Source organism: Comamonas thiooxydans, assembly GCF_000964545.1.
GTDB classification, from domain to species: domain Bacteria; phylum Pseudomonadota; class Gammaproteobacteria; order Burkholderiales; family Burkholderiaceae_C; genus Comamonas; species Comamonas thiooxydans.
The window spans coordinates 129,086-148,915 of the sequence record NZ_BBVD01000001.1; the positions used below are offsets into that span (position 1 = coordinate 129,086).

General features: G+C 61.8%; 18 protein-coding genes. 7 read left to right on the top strand and 11 right to left on the bottom strand.

The window, feature by feature from the left end; all coding sequences use genetic code 11:
• Positions 1–37: 37 nt before the first annotated feature.
• The 4 genes from Cth01_RS00575 to Cth01_RS00590 all read left to right on the top strand — a co-directional run bounded on the left by Cth01_RS00575 (position 38) and on the right by Cth01_RS00590 (position 5,182).
• Positions 38–772, top strand: coding sequence for an ABC transporter ATP-binding protein (locus tag Cth01_RS00575; RefSeq protein WP_045838304.1), 735 nt, complete (start codon positions 38–40; stop codon positions 770–772).
• Positions 773–792: 20 nt separating this feature from the next.
• On the top strand, positions 793–3,417 hold the full coding sequence (locus Cth01_RS00580) for an FtsX-like permease family protein (RefSeq protein ID WP_045838305.1): 2,625 nt from the start codon (positions 793–795) through the stop codon (positions 3,415–3,417).
• Between the two features lie 87 nt (positions 3,418–3,504).
• The gene (locus Cth01_RS00585) at positions 3,505–3,945 is read left to right on the top strand and encodes a VOC family protein (RefSeq protein ID WP_034378766.1); all 441 of its coding nucleotides are present in this window, start codon (positions 3,505–3,507) and stop codon (positions 3,943–3,945) included.
• Positions 3,946–4,009: 64 nt separating this feature from the next.
• Positions 4,010–5,182, top strand: coding sequence for a lipocalin-like domain-containing protein (locus tag Cth01_RS00590; protein ID WP_045838306.1), 1,173 nt, complete (start codon positions 4,010–4,012; stop codon positions 5,180–5,182).
• On the opposite strand, the gene Cth01_RS00595 is transcribed toward Cth01_RS00590, so the two are convergent.
• From Cth01_RS00595 to Cth01_RS00625, 7 genes are all read right to left on the bottom strand, one after another.
• Positions 5,171–5,851, bottom strand: a complete 681-nt coding sequence (locus Cth01_RS00595; protein WP_034389400.1) for a TetR/AcrR family transcriptional regulator — start codon at positions 5,849–5,851, stop codon at positions 5,171–5,173. The genes Cth01_RS00590 and Cth01_RS00595 overlap by 12 nt on opposite strands.
• A 157-nt stretch (positions 5,852–6,008) precedes the next feature.
• Entirely contained in the window at positions 6,009–8,438 is a 2,430-nt protein-coding gene (locus tag Cth01_RS00600) for a membrane-bound PQQ-dependent dehydrogenase, glucose/quinate/shikimate family (protein ID WP_045838377.1), read from the bottom strand.
• 221 nt (positions 8,439–8,659) lie between these two features.
• Positions 8,660–9,652 (bottom strand): branched-chain amino acid ABC transporter permease, encoded by a 993-nt coding sequence (locus tag Cth01_RS00605; RefSeq protein ID WP_034389398.1) that lies wholly within the window; start codon positions 9,650–9,652, stop codon positions 8,660–8,662.
• Between the two features lie 12 nt (positions 9,653–9,664).
• Entirely contained in the window at positions 9,665–10,549 is an 885-nt protein-coding gene (locus Cth01_RS00610) for a branched-chain amino acid ABC transporter permease (protein WP_003057801.1), read from the bottom strand.
• A 48-nt stretch (positions 10,550–10,597) separates the two neighbouring features.
• Entirely contained in the window at positions 10,598–11,794 is a 1,197-nt protein-coding gene (locus Cth01_RS00615; RefSeq protein ID WP_034378762.1) for an ABC transporter substrate-binding protein, read from the bottom strand.
• 55 nt (positions 11,795–11,849) lie between these two features.
• A complete protein-coding gene (locus Cth01_RS00620; RefSeq protein ID WP_003064410.1) occupies positions 11,850–12,569 on the bottom strand; it encodes an ABC transporter ATP-binding protein in 720 nt (239 codons plus the stop codon).
• Positions 12,570–12,685: 116 nt separating this feature from the next.
• Positions 12,686–13,456 carry an ABC transporter ATP-binding protein gene (locus Cth01_RS00625; RefSeq protein WP_045838307.1) on the bottom strand — a complete coding sequence of 257 codons (771 nt, stop codon included), beginning with the start codon at positions 13,454–13,456 and terminating at the stop codon, positions 12,686–12,688.
• Between the two features lie 718 nt (positions 13,457–14,174).
• Between Cth01_RS00625 and Cth01_RS00630 the strand changes: the two genes are divergently transcribed.
• From Cth01_RS00630 to Cth01_RS00640, 3 genes are read left to right on the top strand one after another with little or no spacing between them, the layout of a single operon-like run.
• On the top strand, positions 14,175–14,564 hold the full coding sequence (locus tag Cth01_RS00630; RefSeq protein ID WP_003064405.1) for a COG4315 family predicted lipoprotein: 390 nt from the start codon (positions 14,175–14,177) through the stop codon (positions 14,562–14,564).
• Positions 14,565–15,092, top strand: coding sequence for an RNA polymerase sigma factor (locus Cth01_RS00635; protein WP_045838308.1), 528 nt, complete (start codon positions 14,565–14,567; stop codon positions 15,090–15,092).
• Between the two features lie 11 nt (positions 15,093–15,103).
• Positions 15,104–15,892 carry an anti-sigma factor family protein gene (locus Cth01_RS00640; RefSeq protein ID WP_034389395.1) on the top strand — a complete coding sequence of 263 codons (789 nt, stop codon included), beginning with the start codon at positions 15,104–15,106 and terminating at the stop codon, positions 15,890–15,892.
• Between the two features lie 45 nt (positions 15,893–15,937).
• Here the strand turns inward: Cth01_RS00640 and Cth01_RS00645 are convergent, their stop codons facing one another.
• The 4 genes from Cth01_RS00645 to Cth01_RS00660 are packed head-to-tail and all read right to left on the bottom strand — an operon-like array spanning position 15,938 to position 19,814.
• The gene (locus Cth01_RS00645) at positions 15,938–16,450 is read right to left on the bottom strand and encodes a DUF1178 family protein (protein ID WP_034389394.1); all 513 of its coding nucleotides are present in this window, start codon (positions 16,448–16,450) and stop codon (positions 15,938–15,940) included.
• Positions 16,451–16,458: 8 nt separating this feature from the next.
• Entirely contained in the window at positions 16,459–16,764 is a 306-nt protein-coding gene (locus Cth01_RS00650; RefSeq protein ID WP_003076486.1) for a DUF2818 family protein, read from the bottom strand.
• A 56-nt stretch (positions 16,765–16,820) separates the two neighbouring features.
• Positions 16,821–18,314, bottom strand: a complete 1,494-nt coding sequence (nuoN, locus tag Cth01_RS00655) for an NADH-quinone oxidoreductase subunit NuoN (RefSeq protein WP_003064398.1) — start codon at positions 18,312–18,314, stop codon at positions 16,821–16,823.
• 24 nt (positions 18,315–18,338) lie between these two features.
• Positions 18,339–19,814 (bottom strand): NADH-quinone oxidoreductase subunit M, encoded by a 1,476-nt coding sequence (locus Cth01_RS00660; RefSeq protein ID WP_003064396.1) that lies wholly within the window; start codon positions 19,812–19,814, stop codon positions 18,339–18,341.
• Between the last annotated feature and the right edge of the window lie 16 nt (positions 19,815–19,830).

A 19,830-nucleotide genomic window follows, 5' to 3' on the forward strand; every position in this document is an offset into this window, starting at 1 on the left:
CACCACGACCGCAGCCGCCCATCGTTAAGATCGCTGCATGGCTGCCACCGACTCACCCTACGCCCATCCGCTGCTGCAGGTCAGCGACCTTGCCAAACGCTATGGCGAGGGCGAGGCCCAGACCACGGTCTTCGCGCAGGTGAGCTGCGAGATCGCCGCCGGCGAGTTTGTCGCCATCGTCGGCAACTCCGGCGTGGGCAAGTCCACCTTTCTCAACTGCCTGGCCGGGCTGGACAGCTGGCAGCAAGGCCGGGTTCTGCACAACGGCACGGATCTTTCCACGCTCGATGAAGCCCGGCGTGCCATCTGGCGGCGCGCGCATCTGGGCTTTGTGTTCCAGGCCTTTCATGTCCTGCCCCATCTCGATGTGGCGCAGAACGTTGCCCTGCCGCTGATGCTGCTCGGGCGCATGGACGGCCAGGGTCAGCAGCGCGTGCAGCAGGTGCTGCAAGCCGTGGGACTCGCGGGTCTGGGCCAGCGCCTGCCCCAGCAGCTCAGCGGCGGCCAGTTGCAGCGCGTGGCCATAGCGCGAGCCCTGGTGCATTCGCCGCCTCTGCTGCTGGCCGATGAGCCCACGGGCAATCTGGACCCATCCACAGCCCAGCAGATCATGGATTTGCTGCTGCAGCAAACCCGCGACAACGGCACGGCGCTGGTGCTCGTCACCCATTCCGCAGAAGCGGCCAGACGCGCCGACCGCGTGCTGCGGCTGACGGCCGGCGGCATGCAGGCCGAGCTCTCGGTGTCGCAGCAAACATCGCTAGGCCTGTGACTGCACGCCCCCCGCTTCTTATGCTGCTGAGCAGCTTCTCCTGGCAGGAGCTGCGCCAGCATCCCTGGCGCACGGCCACGGCGCTGATTGCCATCATGCTTGGCGTGGCACTGGGCTTTGCCGTCCATGTGATCAACCAGTCGGCACTGGACGAATTTTCCAGGGCGGTACGCAGCGTCAACGGCCAGCCCGATCTGCAACTGCACGCCATGCAGGGCGGTCTGCCGCTGGCACTCTATCCGCAGGTGGCGCAGACCCGGGGCATCGCCACCGCCGTTCCCTGGGTCGAAACCACGGTGTTGCTGCCGGGCAGCACTGCAGATTTGCAGACGCGCGGCACGCTAGGAGCAGCGCAAGGCGTGAGCTTGCGCGTGCTCGGCAGCGATGCCCTCAAACTGGCACCTGTCGCCCCGGCCCTGATGCCGCGCCTGTTTGAAGGCGGCAACCGGCTCGATCTGTTTGCTCCCGATGCCGTATTTCTCAATGCCGCCGCCTTGCAGGCCCTGCGTCTGAATCCTGAACAGGCCGCCAACGCCCCCATGCAATGGCTGCTCAACGGCCAGGCCCAGCAACTTCGCATTGCGGGCACGGTCGCCGCCAGCGGCGCACCGGTCGCAGTCATGGACATTGGCGCACTGCAGCAAAAGCTCGGCCTGTTTGACCGTATCGACAGGTTGGACCTTTTGCTGACCGACAGCGCCAGCCGCAGTCAAGTGACCACCGCCCTGCACGCCCTGCCGGCCTGGCAAGACCAGGTATTGATCCAGCAGCCCAGCGACGATCAGCAGCGCGTGGGCGAGATGTCGCGCGCCTACCGCGTCAACCTCACGGTGCTGGCGCTGGTGGCCTTGTTCACGGGAGCGTTTCTGGTGTTCTCGGTACTGGCGCTCAGCGTGGCACAGCGCGCGCCGCAGTTTGCGCTGCTGGCCGTGCTCGGAGCCACGCCGCGCCAGCGCATGGCACTGGTGCTGCTGGAAGCGCTGGCGCTGGGGCTTATAGGCAGCCTGGCCGGTATTGCGCTGGGTACGGCACTGGCCTGGGTGGCGCTGCAGGTGCTGGGCGGCGATCTGGGCGGCGGCTTCTTTGCCGGCGTGCAGCCAGCCCTGCACTGGAGCCCTGTGGCAGCGCTGGTCTTCGGTCTGCTGGGCCTTGCCGCCACGCTGGCCGGAGCCTGGTGGCCCGCACGCGCCGCCATGGATTTGCCGCCAGCGACCACGCTCAAGGGACTGGGCAGCACGCATGAGAGAGCCCCGCGCCTGTGGCCCGCAGTGACGCTGCTTTCAGCCAGCCTGGTGCTGGCCTTTATGCCACCGGTGGCAGGTATCCCGCTGGCGGCCTATATGGCCGTGGGCCTGCTGTTGCTGGGCGGCATGTCAGCCCTGCCCCGGCTGCTGGGTTCGGTGCTGGGACTGGTACCCAAGGCCTTCTCGCGCCAGCCGCTGGCCATGCTGGCGCTGGAGCGCGCGCGGCGCATGCGCCACGCCACTACCGTGGCCGTGGGCGGTGTGGTGGCAAGCCTGAGCCTGGCCGTAGCCTTGACGGTGATGGTCACCAGCTTTCGCGGCAGCATGATGGAGTGGCTGGATGCCGTGTTGCCCGCCCCCATGTATGTGCGCGCCGCCGGCGGCTCCAGCCGTGTCGATGCAGCTCTGCTGCCGGCCGATGCGGCGCAGCGCCTGGAGCAGTTGCCCGGCATAGCGCGTGCCCAGGCCATGCGCAGCAGCCAGTTGGTGCTGAGCCCCGAGCGCCCGGCCATCAGTCTGCTGATTCGACCTCTTCAAGGGCAGCAGGCCATGCTGCTTCCCTGGGTGGAAGGCCCCATCCATGAGACTCGCCCAGGCATTGCCGTGCACATCAGCGAAGCCGTGGCCCAGCTCTATGGCCTGAAGCCCGGTGATGCGTGGCCGCTGCTTTCCAAGGCTTTCAGCCTTCAAACCCATGACCACCAAACGCCGGGAGCTTCTTTTTACATAGCATCCGTGTGGCGCGACTATGTGCGTCAGTTCGGTGCCGTGGCCCTGGACTGGAAGGACTACCTGGCACTGGTGGGTCATGCAGGCAATGCTGCGCAGATCAGCGAGATCGCCGTCTGGCCGGAGTCCCAAAGCCAGTTGTCTGGCACCGATCTGCAAGCAGCGATAGAGCAGGCCCTCGGCACGCCGGGGCAGTCACCCCCTGCGCTGGAGTTTGTCAGCAGCCAGGCGCTGCGCGAGCGCTCCCTGCGCATTTTCGATCGCAGCTTTGCCGTCACCTACTGGCTGCAGGCCGTGGCCATAGGCATAGGCCTGTTCGGCATTGCGGCCAGCTTCAGCGCCCAGGTACTGGCCAGACGCAAGGAATTCGGGCTGCTGGCCCATCTGGGCCTGACACGGCGCAATGTGCTGAGCGTGGTTGCCGCCGAGGGTCTGGCCTGGACCATGCTGGGCACCATCGCGGGCACGCTGCTGGGCCTGGGCGTGGCCGTGATCCTCGTGCATGTGGTCAACCCGCAGAGCTTTCACTGGACCATGGAGCTGCGCCTGCCCCTGCTGCGCCTGTTGGCGCTGGGCGCTGCCGTGGTGCTGGCAGGCGTCATCACCGCGTGGCTGGCCGGACGCCGGGCCGCCAGTGCCGACGCGGTGCTGGCCGTCAAGGAGGACTGGTAGCTATACCTGCACCCCTGTCAGCGTTTTTCACATGATTGCGCCGTTGCGCAGCGCACAATGAAACCTTCACCGCTGCGAGGAGTTCGTATGCAAATCCAGCCCTATCTCTTTTTCGATGGCCGCTGCGAAGAGGCCCTGGATTTCTACCAGGCCGCACTTGGGGCCGAGATCACCATGCTGATGCGCTACAAGGATGCTCCTCCGCAGCCCGAGTCATCGACCCAGCAAGGCTGCGGCCCGGGACAGATGGATCCCGAAAAAATCATGCACGCCAATGTCCAGATTGGCGAGACGCAAATCATGGCATCTGACGGCATGAACAGCGGCAAGCCGGACTTCAAAGGCTTTTCTCTGTCCATCACCGCGCCCAGCGAGAATGAGGCCGACCGCATCTTTGCCGCCATCGGCCAGGGCGGCAAGGTACAGATGGCGCTGGACACCACGTTTTTTGCGCGCCGTTTTGGCGTGGTGACCGACCGCTTCGGAGTCAGCTGGATGGTGATCGTTCCCCTGATCGATATCGGCTGAGGCAGCGCAAAGCAGCACCTCGAAGCTCATGACATTGCGCTGATCGGCTGGGCGACAATGGGCCATGCCTTATCAGCCCACGCCCTCCCAGCCTCAACAACCGGCACTGCTGGCCTTGTCACGCAGGCAGTCCCTGCAGAGGCTGGCTGCTGCCGGGCTGGGCTGGGCTACCCTGGGCCTGCCTCTGCCAGGCATGGCTTTGCCGTCCAGAACCTTGCAGTTTCCACGCGACTTCGGCAGCCACCCTGATCTGCAGACGGAGTGGTGGTACATCACCGGACAGTTGCAGGCCGGCGGCAAGCCCTGGGGCTTTCAGCTGACTTTCTTTCGCTCGCGCATCGAAGCCGCGCAAGGCCTGCAATCGGCTCTTGCGGCCAAGCAGTTGATCTTCGCCCATGCGGCCCTGTGCGATGTCGAGGGCCAAAAGCTACGCCACGACCAGCGCATGGCGCGCGCGGGACTGGGCCTGGCCGGAGCCAGCGAAAACGATACCGATGTGCATATCAACGACTGGTATCTCCAGCGTCGACCCGTACCAGGACGAAGCGCCAGCGAAGCCAGTCGCTACAGAGCTCTGCTGAGCAACCAGGACTTCATACTGGATCTTGAATTTGACAGCACGCAGCCACTGCTTTTGCAGGGCTTGAATGGTCTTTCACGCAAAGGCCCGCGTGAGGAACAGGCCAGCTACTACTACAGTCAGCCTCAGCTCAAGGTCGGCGGCTCCATCACCGTGGGCGGGCAGCAGCTGCCTGTGCAAGCCAGCGCACACAACCGCGCCTGGCTGGACCATGAATGCAGCGCGGCCATCATGGACCCTGAGGCTCAGGGCTGGGACTGGATAGGCATGAATCTCGATGACGGCAGCGCCCTCACAGCCTTTCATCTTCGCCGCCACAATGGTTCGGCGCTCTGGGCCGGCGGCTCATTTCGTGCACAGAACCAGACTGCGCAAATCTTTGCCGCCGATCAGGTACGGTTCAAACCGCTGCGCCACTGGAGCAGCCCGCACAGCAAAGCAAGCTACCCTGTGGCCTGGAGCGTGCAGACACCGGCGGGCCGTTTCGAGGTTCATGCGTTGGTGGACGACCAGGAACTGGACAGCCGCGCCAGCACCGGTGCCATTTACTGGGAGGGTCTGTGCGAGCTGCGCAACATAAGCGCCGATGGCACAAGCCGCCGCGTGGGCAACGGCTACCTGGAGATGACAGGCTATGCGAATGCGCTAAGGCTTTAGGGCCTGGGGCTTGCACACCAGAGCGCCGAGCTGATCGAGCAGAAGCTGCAGATGGCGTTCGCGCAAGCTCTCGCCCAAGAGATCGACCTGCAGCAGGCTCTGCCAGGTCGCGGCATGATCCACGCGGAAGCCGGACAGGGCCGAAATCAGATAGTGGACATCGACCGCGCTCAGCTGGTCCTTGAACAGGCCCTGCGCCACGCCGCGCTGCAGAATGCGCTCGATCGGCTCCAGCGCCGCCTTGCGCAACAGCTCGGTCTTGGAGATCTGGCCCAGCATCTCGCCGCCCTGGAAATTCTCCTGCAGCACCAGACGCGTGAACTCCTGGTTCTGCTCGTGATACTCGAAGCTCCTTTGCGCCAGCGCATGCAGCGCCTGCAAGGGCTCCAGCGCATCGAGATTGAGCTGCTCCTCCGACTCGCGAATATCCGAGTAGCTCTGCTCGATGACCGCGAGGTACACGTCTTTCTTGTTGCCGAAGTAGTAGTAGAGCATGCGCTTGGCGCAGCCCGCCTTGGCGGCAATGCGTTCCAGCCGCGCTCCGTCATAGCCGTAATTGGCAAACTCGGTCTTGCCCGCATCCAGCAGGGCTCGGCGCATATCGGCCGACGCCTCGTCTGCCGAAGGCTGCTGGCTCAGTGAAGTTTCAGGACCTTGCTGCTCGCTCACGACCACATCTCCATTGACTCAAGCGCGCGAGCGTAACACGCAGCGCAGGCATGAAAAAAGGCCCCCACGCTTCCCACTGCGTGTGGTCGCTGCCCGGCGATGAAAAAAGCCATGGCTCTGATGAGCCATGGCTGTTCGGGTTCAATGCCTGCGTCGCTTATTTGCCGCTATCGGGCAGCGCGTAGGCAATCACGTAGTCACCGCGGTCGGGCGACTGACGGGCACCGCCGGCCGAGATGACCACATATTGCTTGCCGGTCCTGGGCGACTTGTAAGTCATGGGGCCGCCCTGGCTGCCAACTGGCAGTCGGCCCTTCCAGATTTCCTTGCCGGTGGCGCTATCCCAGGCGCGCAGGTAGTAATCCTGCGTGCCGGCAAAGAACACCAGACCGCCCTGGGTCGCCAGCGTGCCGCCCAGTGTGGGCAGGCCCACAGGCATGGGCATGCGCATCTTGATGCCCATGGGACCCTGATCCTGCACCGTGCCCACGGGCACCTGCCAGACCACTTGCTGGGTCTTCATGTCGATGGCGGTCAGCGTGCCGAACGGAGGCTTCTGGCAAGGAATGCCCAGAGGCGACATAAAGCGGTCCTTGATCACCGCATAGGGAGTGCCTCCCAGCGGCACCTGACCCATGCCGGTGTTGGGCGCTTCACCGCCGTCGGACAGCTTGTCCTTTTTCTGCTGGGGCATCATCTGCACCCACAGGCCCAGACGCATGTCGTTCACAAAGATCAGATTGTTGCCGGGATCCGCAGACAGGCCGCCCCAGTTCATGCCGCCCAGCGAACCCGGGAAACTCAGCGACACATCGGTGCCAGGCGCGGTGAACAGGCCTTCATAGCGCATGGACTTGAACTTGATGCGGCAGATCAGCTGATCCACCGGCGTCGCGCCCCACATATCGGCTTCGGTCAGGGTCTTGGCGCCGATCTGCGGCATGCCCACGGACAGAGGCTGGGTCGGGGCATACTTTTCGCCAGGAATATGACCGGGCTTGACGGCAATGTCCTCCACCTTGGTCAGCGGCTTGCCGCTGTGGCGGTCCAGCACAAAGATCTGACCGGCCTTGGTACCGACCACCAGCGCTGGCGTCGTCTTGCCGTCCGGCAAAGGGAAATCGATCAGTGTGGGAGCCATGGGAAGGTCGAAGTCCCACAAGTCGTTGTGCACTGTCTGGTACACCCATTTCTCCTTGCCCGTGGCAGCATCCAGCGCGAGGATGGACGCACCGTACTTCAGGTCCGCTGCAGAGCGCGTGGCGCCATACAGGTCCACCGAAGCCGATCCCATGGGCAGGTACACCGTATTGGAGCTGGGATCGTAAGTTGTTCCCGCCCAGACATTGGCCGATGAGCGGGTGTAGGTCTCGCCGGACTTGAGCACTTCATTGGGCGTGGCCGAGCCCGAGTCGAACGCCCAGCGCTGTGCGCCAGTCATTACATCGAAGCCGCGAATCACGCCACCGGGCATGTCCACCTGTACGTTGTCGGCCACGCGGCCGCCGATCACCACCGTGGTGCCGGCCACCGTGGGCGCCGATGTCAGGGTGTAGAACGCGGGATTCGAAATAGTGCCGACGCCCTGCTTGAGGTCGACCACGCCGTGATCGCCGAACTCGCCGCACAACTCGCCATTATCTGCGTTGATGGCAAACAGACGTGCATCGATGGTGTTCATCAGAATGCGGCGCTTGCAGGCGGCGCCAGCAGGCAGGCTCACCGCCTGCACCGGAGTCGATCCCGGCACGCTGGGCTGAACCAGTGCGGCATCCGCATCAAAGTAGGCCAGTCCGCGGCAGCGCTCCCACACACCGCCCACATGGGAGTTGGTGTCATGACGCCACAGCTGCTTGCCAGAGTCTGCGTCGAGCGCGATCACGTTGTTGCTGGGCGTGCAGACAAACACCTTGTCGCCCACCTGCAGCGGTGTGGTCTGGTCTTCAGCGCCGGCGCCTGTGGACTTGGGTACGTCGCCGGTGCGAAAAGTCCAGGCCACCTGCAACTGGCTGACGTTGTCCACGTTGATCTGATCCAGCGCGGCAAAGCGGTCGTTGTTGCTGCTGTTGCCGTAATGACTCCAGTCCTTTTGCTCGCTGGCCGCATCCACAGGCTTGCGTGCCACGGCAGACGGGGTCTGCACCTCGGGGTGAATCTGGAACATGGACACAAAGGCCGCCATGCCAGCCACCAGCATGACCGCCGCTGCAGCAAATGGCGCCTTGCCCGGCTCGCCAGCCTTGCGCAGCAAGGGCATGCTGGCCAGCACCACCACGGCTGCAAAGGTCAGCGCCAGCAGACGCGAAATCAGGCTCCAGTAATCCAGGCCCACTTCGGCCAGCGCCCACAACACGGTCGCGCCGAAAGTGCCAAGGTAGAACCATGCGCCGCTCACGCGGCGGCGAACCAGTTGCACGCCGGATAGCAGCAGCCCCAGGCCAGCGAGCAAAAAGTACCAGCTGCCGCCCAGGCTGATGAGCTTGCCACCGCCTATCAAGAAGAACAGGCCGGCAAGTGCCAGCGCCGCCCCCAGAACCCAGAGCCAGATGCGCGCGGCCAAGGGCTGCGCCTGCTCCCGATGTGTCATATCGAACCTCGAACTGTATGCGCCTGCACGCGCACCGGCATCCGGCTGCACTCAGGCATTCTTGAAATGAGAAAAAAAGTCCATTGTTGTGAGAAATAAAGTCCATCGCTTGCAAACGTGTACCAGGAATTTCAGGAATCTCTGAAATTTCGATTTCCACGCTGAAGTCAGGACAATAAAAAAGGCCGCAGATGCGGCCTTTGGAGAGAGGGCGAAGCGCCTTATTTGCGACGCAACAGCCAGGCGATCAACTCGCCCATGATGCCCTTGCGGAACAGCAGCACACAGAGCACAAAGATCAGGCCGGTGACGATGGTGACCGATTCGCCCAGCGTGCCAAACCACTCCACTCCCGTGGTGTGCGCCAGAAAGGTACCGAACTCGCCGATCTTGTTTTCCAGCGCCACAACGACGGCCGAGCCCAGCAGCGGACCCGACAGCGTGCCCAAGCCGCCCATCAGCGTCATCAGAATCACATGCCCGGAGGTGGTCCAGTGCACATCGGACAAGGTCGCAAAGCCGAGCACCAGAGTCTTCAGAGAGCCGGCCAGACCCGTCAGGGCCGCAGAGATGACAAAGGCCAGCAGCTTGAAGCGGTTGACGTCATAGCCCAGGGAGATGGCGCGCGGCTCGTTCTCTTTGATGGCCTTGAGCACCTGCCCGAACGGCGAATGAATGGTGCGCACGATGAGCAGAAAGGCCGCTGCCACGATGATCAGCGCCACGTAGTACATGACCATATCGCTGCTCAGATCGATCACGCCGAACAGCTTGCCGCGCGGCACGCCCTGCAGGCCGTCTTCGCCGCCTGTGAACTTGGCCTGCAGCGCGACAAAGAACAGCATCTGTGCCAGCGCCAGCGTGATCATGGAGAAATAAATGCCCTGGCGACGGATGGCCAGCCAGCCAAAGATCAGGCCCAGCAGACCACCGACCACCGTGCCCAGCAACATGCCGACTTCGGGCGTAAAGCCCCAGGCCTTGATGGTGTAGCCAGCCACATAGGCCGCACCGCCCAGAAACGCGGCGTGGCCGAAGGACAGCAGACCCGTATAGCCCAGCAAGAGATTGAAGGCCGAAGCAAACAGTGCAAAGCACATCAGCTTCATGACAAAAACCGGATAGGCACCGAGGAAGGGCGCGACGATCAGGCCCAGCAGCAGCAGGCCATAGCCCACGGGGGCAATGCGTTGAACAAGCGTCTTGGATTTCATGTCGTGCCCCTCTTATTTTTCTTTACCGAACAAGCCAGCGGGGCGAATCAGCAAAACAATGACCATGATGAAAAACACGACGGTGGACGATGCTTCAGGCCAGAAAACCTTGGTCAGCCCTTCGATGACGCCCAGCGCCAGACCGGTGAGAATCGATCCCATGATGGAGCCCATGCCGCCAATCACCACCACGGCAAACACCACGATGATCAGGTTCTGCCCCATCAGCGGCGTGACCTGGTAGACGGGAGCGGCCAGCACGCCGGCAAAAGCCGCCAGCGCGGCACCGAAGGCATAGGTCAGCGTGATCATCACGGGCACGTTGACGCCGAAAGCCTCAACCAAGCGCGGGTTTTCGGTACCGGCACGCAGATAGGCACCGATGCGCGTCTTCTCGATCACAAACCAGGTTGCCACGCACACCACGATGGAAGCCACGACCACCCAGGCACGGTAATTGGGCAGGATCATGAAGCCCAGATTGGTCGCGCCTTCGAGCAGCTCGGGCGTGTCATAGCCCAGGCCCGAGACGCCATAGACGGAGCGGAACACCCCCTCGATCAGCAGCGACAGCCCCAGCGTCAGCAGCAGGCCGTAGAGATGATCGAGCTTGTAGATCCAGCGCAGCAAAAAGCGCTCGATCAACACCCCCAGAATCCCCACCAGCACCGGCGACAGGATCAGCATCACCCAGTAGTTGATGCCGAAATAGCTCATGGCCATCCAGGTGCACATGGCCCCCAGCATGAACAGGGCGCCATGCGCAAAGTTGATGACATTGAGCAGGCCGAAGATCACGGCCAGGCCCAGACTCAGAATTGCGTAGAACGAACCGTTGACCAGCCCCAGAAGGAGCTGGCTCATCAGGCCGGGCAATGAAACGCCGAAGATTTCCATGAGAGATACGCTGGTGAGGGTGAGGTGTGCATCAAACCGGTAGCGCCATTACTTCCAGAGCGCGCACTTGGTTTCGGCCTTGGTGGTCCAGACCGTATCGGCAGGCAACTTGGTCAGCACCTTGAGGTAGTCCCAGGGCTTGGTGGATTCGCTGGGCTTCTTGGCTTCGACCAGATACATATCGTGGGCGAAAGTGCCGTCGGGACGGATCACGCCCTTGCCGTAGAAGTCGTTGATGGGCGTGCTCTTGAGATGGGCCATCACCTTGTCGGCATTGGTGGTCTTCACCGCTTCCACGGCCTTCAGGTAGTTCATCACGGCCGAGTAGTCGGCGGCCTGCACATCGGTAGGCATGCGCTTGGTCTTCGCAAAGAACTTGTTGGCGAACTTGCGCGATTCGTCGTTCATGTCCCAGTACCAGCTGGTGGTGTGCAGCAGGCCTTCGGTGTTCTTCAGGCCCAGGCTGTGGATGTCGGTCAGAAAGACCAGCAGACCGGCGGTCTTCATGGTCTTGTTGATGCCGAACTCCTTGGCGGCCTTGATGGCATTGATGGTGTCGCCGCCCGCATTGGCCAGACCCAGGATATGCGCCTTGGAGCTTTGCGCCTGCAGCAGGAAGGACGAAAAGTCCGAGGCGTTGAGCGGGTGCTTGACCGAGCCCAGCACCTTGCCGCCCTTGGCGTTGATGACCTTGGTGGTGTCGGCCTCCAGTGCCTGGCCGAATGCATAGTCGGCCGTCAGGAAGAACCAGTCCTTGCCGCCGCGATCCACCACCGCACCGCCCGTGCCCTTGGCCAGGGCCACGGTGTCGTAGGCGTAGTGCACGGTATAGGGGTTGCACTGCTCGTTGGTCAGCGCGGAAGAACCCGCGCCGCTGTTGAAGTGAACGCGCTTTTTCTCGTTGGCGATCTGGGAAACCGCCAGTGCCGTGCCGGAATTGGTGCCGCTGAAGACCATGGAGATGCCCTGCGTATCAATCCATTCGCGCACCTTGGACGCGGCGATGTCGGCCTTGTTCTGATGGTCTGCGCTGACCAGCTCGATAGGCTGGCCCAGGACCTTGCCGCCGAAGTCGTCGATTGCCATCTGCATGGCGACCGCACCGTTCTTGCCCTCCACGTCGGCGTACAGGCTGGACATATCGGTGACGAAACCGATCTTCACCTTTTCCTGGGCCTGGGCCAGAGGGCTGGACAGGCCGGCCACGGCCAGCATGCACGAGAGAACGCTCAGTTTTGCTTTCATCTTTATCTCCACGGGTTGGTTCTTTGTTATGAACGAAATGGAATTGCTTGCAGGCTCAGACACCCAGCAGCTCGTTGAGTACGGACATCTTCTCGTCCAGTTCGCTGGCTCCGAAGCGCAAAGCGACATGACCGTGCTCGACCACATAGAAGCGGTCGGCCAGCGGCGCGGCAAAGCGGAAGTTCTGCTCCACCATCACCACGGTGTAGCCCTTTTCGCGCAGCGTGGTGATCATGCGAGCCAGGGTCTGGACGATGACGGGGGCCAGGCCTTCGGAAATTTCATCGAGCAGCAGCAGGCGCGCGCCCGTGCGCAGGATCCGCGCCACGGCCAGCATCTGCTGCTCGCCGCCCGAAAGGCGCGTGCCCTGGCTGTTCCTGCGCTCATAGAGGTTGGGGAACATCTGGTAGATCTCGTCGATGCTCATCCCCGGCTCGCCGGTCTTGAGCGGCGGCGGCAGCATCAGATTCTCTTCACAGGACAGGCTGGAGAAAATGCCGCGCTCCTCGGGGCAGTAACCCACCCCAAGGTGGGCGATCTTGTGCGTGGGCATGTGAATGGTTTCCACGCCATTGATCCTGATCGAGCCCTTGCGCGAGCCGGTCAGCCCCATGATGGCGCGCAGCGTGGAAGTGCGTCCCGCGCCATTGCGGCCCAGCAGGGTCACCACCTCGCCGGGATTGACCACCAGATCCATGCCATGCAGCACATGGGATTCGCCATACCAGGCATTGAGTCCCGAAATTTCCAGCGCCGGAGTACTTGTCTTATTCATTCGTATCACTCAAATCACGCACGAAACCATCAAAGAGGCAGTGAGGAAGGGCCGCCCCGCACCGAGGCTGCCGTCCCCCTCAGGGGGAAGCCGCGTGAGCGGCACAGGGGGAGCATTCAATGCCCTCCCTGAAGCTGCCCGTCCGTGGTCCCCATATAGGCTTCCATCACCTGCGGATTGCGCGAAACCTCTTCGTAGCGCCCTTCAGCCAGAACGGCGCCGCGCTGCAGCACGGTGATGCGATCGGCGATGGTGGCAATCACCTTCATGTTGTGCTCCACCATCAGGATGGTGCGGCCGGCAGAGACCTTCTTGATGAGCTGGGTCACGCGATCCACATCCTCATGGCCCATGCCCTGTGTGGGTTCGTCCAGCAGCATCAGCTCGGGCTCCATGGCCAGCGTGGTCGCAATTTCCAGGGCGCGCTTGCGCCCATAAGGCAGGTTCACGGTCACTTCATCGGCCAGGTCTTGCAGCCCGACTTCGGTCAGCAGTTCCATGGCGCGGTCATTGAGCTGATTGAGCGTCTTCTCGCTGGTCCAGAACTGATAGGCCGTGCCCAGCTGGCGCTGCAGGCCTATGCGCACGTTATCCAGCAAGGTGCAGTGCGGAAACACGGCGGAAATCTGAAACGAGCGAATCACGCCGCGTCGCGCAATCTGTGCCGGCGCCTCGCGGGTAATGTCCAGTCCGTTGAACTGGATGCTCCCGGAAGTGGGCTCCAGAAACTTGGTCAGCAGATTGAAGCAAGTGGTCTTGCCTGCTCCATTGGGCCCGATCAGCGCGTGAATGGAGCCACGCTGCACGGCCAGATCCACCTTGCTGACGGCGGTAAAGCCTTTGAACTCTTTGGTGAGTTGCCTGGTTTCGAGAATAAGGTCGCTCATGCGCTGGCCGTCAGTCCTGAATGCTGCAAAACAAAGAGGGGAGCAACTTGCTGTACTTCCTCTGCCTGAGCGGCATCTTGGTCTTTCATGCTGCAGTGCCGCAGCGGGAAACTCCTAGGAATGAAGAGCCATCAGACTTATGCTTTCCCTAATCTTCCATAAAACAAATAGCAACAACAGAAGTAACTGCAAACTTCAAACTCATCGCAACTGCAAGCCACGCCAGAGACAGCGGCATCCCCGGGAATGTCAGCATCCACTTCGGAATCTCTAAAAAAGCTTATGCCTTATACATATTGCGCTATCAATATTAGTAAGACTGGGCGAAATGCGCCCTCATAGCACAGCGCTCCCCAGATTGGCCCTGATGCCGTAAACCCTGAGTCGCTCAATTCCCACTGGAGTAACCGGGTTACTAGCCCAATGCTCGCAAATATGCTTGCCATTTGTCGTCCTTAAAAACCAAGGGCGACAAAGAACAGCCATATCGCTATTAATTTAAAAGCTTCTTCCGATTGCCTCATATGAATTTCATGCTCTTTTATCCATGAAATAAATACTCAATCGGCAATAGCAGCTATCAAATTATTCAGCAATCGATGCCTGAGGCCATGCCTGCAAGACCTGCCGCGCTGCTCTTGAGTTCCTGCGTGAAAACGAATGGAATAAAACCCCTTGCAGAACTGTTTACTGCAGGTCAACCACAAGGAGAGACCTCATGTTTCGCATCGCTTCTCTGACGCTAGCTTCCGCCGCCCTGCTGGCGGCCTGCTCGACCGGCTCGGTCACTTCGGCAAAATCCCCTGCCACCACCCTCAACGGCGTGCTGGTCGGACCGACCCAGATGACGCTCTACGTCTTTGACAAGGATGCCGCAGGCTCCGGCAAAAGCGTCTGCAACGGCGGCTGCGCCACCAACTGGCCGCCTTTGATGGCCCCCGCGAATGCGGCGCCGATCGGCGACTGGAGCGTGGTGATGCGCGACGACGGCAGCAAGCAGTGGGCTTACAAGGGCCGCCCCCTCTATCACTGGGTCAAGGATGCCAAGCCCGGCGACATGACGGGTGACGGCTTTCTCAACAATAGCTGGCATGTCGCCAAGCCTTGAGTGAAGGTCGACGCCGCCTTGGTCCATATTCCCCGCCTGCGCCGCTATGCGCGTGCGCTGGCGGGCGATGCCGCACTGGCAGACGATCTGGTGCAGGACACCCTGGAGCGCGCCTGCCAGAAGTGGGCCCTGTGGCAGCCGCCGGCCGCCGCCTCGACCGAGCAGGTGCAAAAGGCCTTGCTCAGCTGGCTGCTGACCTTGATGCACAACCTCTATGCCAATCAGTGGCAGCAGTCCTCGCGGCATCGCATGGTGGAGCTTGACGAGGCGCAGGACACGCCTCACGACCCCATGCCCAGACTGACGCTGCAACTGGATCTGGAGCGGGCCCTGTCCCATCTCACGCCGCAGGCACGCGAGGTGCTGCTGCTGATCGGCATGGAGCAGTTCAGCTATGGCGAAGCCGCGCAGATGCTGGGCGTTCCCGTGGGAACGGTGATGTCGCGCCTCTCGCGCGCCCGCGAGCAGCTCAGGCGCCTCATGGAAGGAGAAAGACCCGCGACGACCATGTTGAGGGCTGTCAAATGAAGGAAAGTGCAATGACACCCCAGCGCCCCGATGAAACCACGCTGCATGCCTGGGTGGATGGAGAGTTGCAGCCCGATGCCGCTGCGACCGTGGCGCAATGGCTGGCCGAACACCCCGAAGAAGCAGCGCGCATGGCCGCCATTCAGGCCCAGAACGCGGGCCTTCAGGCTCTGCATGCGCAATTGCTCGAAGAGCCGGTCCCGCCCCGGCTCATACTATCCCTGCAAAAGCCGGCGCTGCAGTGGCGCTGGCAACATGCGCTGGCCGCAGGCATCATGCTCAGCGTGGGCCTGGGACTTGGCTATGGTGCAGGCCAGCAAAAATCCGGCTCGCTGCCAGCGGACACGGCCGTGCAGTTGCCAGGCTTTGTCCGCGAGGCGGCTGCTGCCCATGCCGTCTATGTGCCCGAGCAGCGCCACCCCGTCGAGGTCGCGGCACAGCAGCAGGCGCATCTGGTGCAGTGGCTGTCCAAGCGGCTGGGCGTTGCACTCAAGCCGCCGGTGCTGGAAGCCCAGGGCTTTCATCTCATGGGCGGGCGGCTGCTGCCCGGGGAGACCGGCCAGGCCCGCGCCCAGTTCATGTACGAGGATCAGGCCGGCCAGCGCGTCACCCTGTATGTCTCAGTGCTCAAGCCCGGGACGGCAGCCACCACCGCCCCTGCCTCCTTTCAATGGAGCAGCGACGGTGCAAGCCATGGCTTTTACTGGATCGACGGCCGGCAAGGCTATGCCTTGAGTGCCTCCCTGCCGCGCGAGCGCCTGCAGACTCTGGCCAACGCGATCTATCAGCAACTGAGCTGAAGCTACAGCCCCTGGCGTCGTGCAAGGGAGAGTGAAGGTCTGGGCTTATTGCAGGCTGCCGCTGCCGCCTTCGCCACTGGCCGACTCGGGCAAGGCCAGGGGCAGAACGCCAATGCCCTCTTCCAGCAGCTCCATGGCCTCCTGGGCGCTGGTCTGGCCGCGAATGGCACGCTCCTCGGTTTCACCGTAGTGAATGCGACGCGCCTCTTCGGCGAATTTTTTGCCGACGTCCTCGGTATTTTGCGCAACCTGGCGCGACCACTGCATCCAGGCGGCATGCATGGACTGCAGATGTGCCCGCGCCTCGGCGCTGATCTCGGGTACGGCGACGGGAAGCTCCGGCGCTGCGGCAGGAGCCGGCTTCGCAGTCTGGGCAGCTTTGGGCGGCTGTGCGCCCAGATTGAGACGGGGAGCACTCAAGCGCTTGGTCACATCACTGTCGCCGCAAACAGGACATTCCACCAGCTTGCGCTGCAGCTGATTCTGAAAATCATCTTCCGAAGCAAACCAGCCTTCAAAGACATGGCCTGCAGGGCAGTGAAGATCAAGCACTTTCATGGCGCCACTCAACCCTTGCGGTGAACCAGATAGCGATAAACGAAGCCGGGAAATGCCAGCGTCAAAAACAGCGTAGCAGTAATGGCATAGAACTCCCAGCCTTGGGGAGATATCTGACCGGCGCGACGCTCCAGCAGCAAGCCCAGGCCGCCCACCAGCAGGTACAGGGCAATCATTTCCAGCAGGCGCACCCACAGCGGCTTGCGACCGGCCATGACGGGGCCGATGATGCCCAGACGCTGGTTGATAAAAGGCAAATTGGCTGCCACAAGGGCAGCCAAGATGATGAGCCAGATAGAGGCGGTTATAGACACAAAGCCATTCCTAGAAAAAGCGATGAGGGCATCAAGCCCTCATCACATTCGTCTTATCAGGAAGCCAGGGCACGCACAACGGCGTCAGCGCACAAGGCCATCAGACCGCCGGGCAGGATACCCAGCAGCAGAACCAGCGCACCGTTGATCGTCAGCACAACGCGTACATCCAGAGGGGCAGACACGCTGGTAGCAGTGATTGGAGCATCAAAGTACATGACCTTGACCACGCGCAGGTAATAGAAGGCGCCGATCAGCGACATGATCACGGCGAACACGGCCAGACCGATGTATAGGCTGCTGCCCGAAGCGACCAGTGCCTGCAGCACGGACAGCTTGGCGTAGAAGCCGACCAGCGGAGGAATACCGGCCATGGAGAACAGGCAGATCGCCATCACGCCGGCGTACAGCGGGCTGCGCTGGTTCAGGCCGGCCAGATCGGCGATCTCTTCGCTTTCAAAGCCTTCGCGGGCCAGCAACAGGATCACGCCGAAGGAAGCCAGGGCAGTCAGCACATAGGTCACGATGTAGAACATCGCCGAGCTGTAGGCATTTTCGACGGTGGCAGGATCGACCTTGCCGTCCACCACACCCGACATCAGACCCAGCAGCACGAAGCCCATCTGGGAAATCGTCGAGTAAGCCAGCATGCGCTTGAGGCTGGTCTGCTGCAGACCGGCCAGGTTGCCGATGAGCAGCGAGCAGACGGCCAGCACCATCAGCATCTGCTGCCAATCGATGGCCAGCGGCAGCAGGCCGTCCACCAGCAGGCGGATGGTCATGGCAAAGGCAGCCAGCTTGGGTGCGCCACCGATCAAGGCAGTGATGGCGGTAGGTGCACCCTGGTAAACGTCGGGCACCCACATGTGGAAGGGAACCACACCCAGCTTGAAGGCCAGACCGGCGACCACGAAGACCAGACCGAAGACCAGCACCTGGTGCTTGATTTCACCGGAATTGATGGCCTTGAAGACCTGTCCGATATCCAGCGAACCGGTGGCGCCGTAGAGCATAGACATGCCGTACAGCAGGAAACCGGAAGCCATGGCGCCCAGAACGAAGTACTTCATGGCGGCTTCGACGGACACGGTGTGGTCACGGCGCAGAGCCACCAGCGCATAGCTGGACAGTGTCAGCAGCTCCAGGCCCAGATACAGGACCAGGAAGTTGTTGCCGCTGATCATGATGAACATGCCCAGCAGGGCCAGCATGGACAGTGTGAAGAACTCACCGCCGCGCAGCATGTCGCGCTCGGCCGCATAAGGGCGGCCGTAGACCATGGTGATCATCACGGCGATAGTGGCAAAGCACTTGAGCCAGTTGCCCATGGCGTCCGAGACAACCATGTTGCCCCAGCCGTAGAAGGTATTGCCGCTCGCGGCGTACATGCCTTGCATCACCGCCACGACAAGCAGGGTGAGCATGGTCAGAACATAGGTGCCGGTGCGACGGGCGCTCTTAACGCCCAGGTCCACCAAGGCAATGACGCAGGCCATGACCAGGAGAGTGATCTCCGGGTAGATCGCCAGCCAGCTGATGTTGTCAATCATCTCGTGTCTCTCGTTTCAGTCTGGTCAGTTGAGCTTGCTCACAGCCACATGCTTGATGAGCTCTGCCACAGACACATCCATCACATCGGTGAAGGGCTTGGGATACAGACCCATGACCAGCACGGCCGCAGCCAGCAGGCCCAGCACCAGGAATTCGCGGCAGTTGATGTCCTTGAGTTCAGCCACATGGTCGTTGGCCACGGCACCCAGGTACACGCGCTTGTACATCCACAGGGTGTAGGCAGCGCCGAAGATCAGAGCGGTTGCAGCGCCCAGACCAATCCAGAAGTTGTATTGCACGGCACCCAGGATCACCATCCACTCGCCGACAAAACCGGCGGTTGCAGGCAGACCGCAGTTGGCCATGGCAAACAGCAGGGCAAAGGCAGCGAACTTGGGCATGGTGTTGACCACACCGCCGTAAGCGGCGATTTCGCGGGAGTGAACGCGGTCGTACAGCACGCCGATGCACAGGAACATGGCGCCGGACACGAAACCGTGGGCAATCATCTGCACCAGGCCACCGGAGATGCCCAGGTTGTTGAACATGAAGAAGCCCAGGGTCACAAAGCCCATGTGAGCCACGGACGAATAAGCTACCAGCTTCTTCATGTCCTTTTGCACCAGAGCCACCACACCCACATAGATCACGGCAATCAGCGACAGCGTGATCATCAGGCCCGACCACTCATGCGCCGCATCGGGAGCAATGGGCAGAGAGAAGCGCAGGAAACCATAGGCACCCAGCTTCAGCATGATGGCGGCCAGCACGGCGGAACCGCCGGTAGGAGCTTCAACGTGAACGTCAGGCAGCCAGGTGTGGACCGGGAACATGGGCACCTTCACCGCAAAAGCGGCGAAGAAGGCGAAGAAGATCAGCGTCTGTGCGGTACCGGACAGGGGCAGCTTGTGCCAGTCCAGGATCTCGAAGCTGCCGCCCGATTGGGTGTACAGATAGATCAGAGCGACCAGTGTGAGCAGCGAGCCCATCAAGGTGTACAGGAAGAACTTGAAGGCTGCGTAGATCTTGTTCGGACCACCCCAGATACCGATGATCAGATACATCGGGATCAGAGTCGCTTCGAAGAACACATAGAACAGCATGCCATCCAGAGACGCGAACACACCGATCATCAGACCCGACAGGATCAGGAAAGCGGCCATGTACTGGTTGACGCGCTCGGTGATGTTGGTCCAAGAGGCGATCACCACGATGACGGTGATGAAGGCCGTCAGCGGCACAAACCACATGGAGATGCCATCCACGCCCAGGTGGTAGTGGATGTTGAAGCGCTCAATCCAGAGCGCGTTCTCCACAAACTGCATATTGGCAGTCGTGGTGTCGAAGCCGGTGACCAGAGGAATGGTCACCGCAAAACCGATCAGCGCACCGATCAGTGCCAGCCAGCGCACCGCGTTGGCCTGCCCTTCTTTGCTGAAGGCCAGCAGGAGGGCGCCAAAAGCAATCGGCACCCAGATAGAAAGACTCAACAAACCCATTTTTGTTCTTCCCCTA

Excerpts from the sequence above, each read along its gene's own strand:
- Cth01_RS00600 (WP_045838377.1), bottom strand. The coding sequence starts at position 8,438 with ATGACACATCGGGAGCAGGCGCAGCCCTTGGCCGCGCGCATCTGGCTC.
- nuoN (WP_003064398.1), bottom strand. The coding sequence starts at position 18,314 with ATGATTGACAACATCAGCTGGCTGGCGATCTACCCGGAGATCACTCTC.
- Cth01_RS00625 (WP_045838307.1), bottom strand. The coding sequence starts at position 13,456 with ATGAGCGACCTTATTCTCGAAACCAGGCAACTCACCAAAGAGTTCAAA.
- Cth01_RS00590 (WP_045838306.1), top strand. The coding sequence starts at position 4,010 with ATGCCTTATCAGCCCACGCCCTCCCAGCCTCAACAACCGGCACTGCTG.
- Cth01_RS00640 (WP_034389395.1), top strand. The coding sequence starts at position 15,104 with ATGACACCCCAGCGCCCCGATGAAACCACGCTGCATGCCTGGGTGGAT.
- Cth01_RS00605 (WP_034389398.1), bottom strand. The coding sequence starts at position 9,652 with ATGAAATCCAAGACGCTTGTTCAACGCATTGCCCCCGTGGGCTATGGC.
- Cth01_RS00585 (WP_034378766.1), top strand. The coding sequence starts at position 3,505 with ATGCAAATCCAGCCCTATCTCTTTTTCGATGGCCGCTGCGAAGAGGCC.
- Cth01_RS00660 (WP_003064396.1), bottom strand. The coding sequence starts at position 19,814 with ATGGGTTTGTTGAGTCTTTCTATCTGGGTGCCGATTGCTTTTGGCGCC.
- Cth01_RS00645 (WP_034389394.1), bottom strand. The coding sequence starts at position 16,450 with ATGAAAGTGCTTGATCTTCACTGCCCTGCAGGCCATGTCTTTGAAGGC.
- Cth01_RS00575 (WP_045838304.1), top strand. The coding sequence starts at position 38 with ATGGCTGCCACCGACTCACCCTACGCCCATCCGCTGCTGCAGGTCAGC.
- Cth01_RS00610 (WP_003057801.1), bottom strand. The coding sequence starts at position 10,549 with ATGGAAATCTTCGGCGTTTCATTGCCCGGCCTGATGAGCCAGCTCCTT.
- Cth01_RS00630 (WP_003064405.1), top strand. The coding sequence starts at position 14,175 with ATGTTTCGCATCGCTTCTCTGACGCTAGCTTCCGCCGCCCTGCTGGCG.
- Cth01_RS00615 (WP_034378762.1), bottom strand. The coding sequence starts at position 11,794 with ATGAAAGCAAAACTGAGCGTTCTCTCGTGCATGCTGGCCGTGGCCGGC.
- Cth01_RS00580 (WP_045838305.1), top strand. The coding sequence starts at position 793 with ATGCTGCTGAGCAGCTTCTCCTGGCAGGAGCTGCGCCAGCATCCCTGG.
- Cth01_RS00620 (WP_003064410.1), bottom strand. The coding sequence starts at position 12,569 with ATGAATAAGACAAGTACTCCGGCGCTGGAAATTTCGGGACTCAATGCC.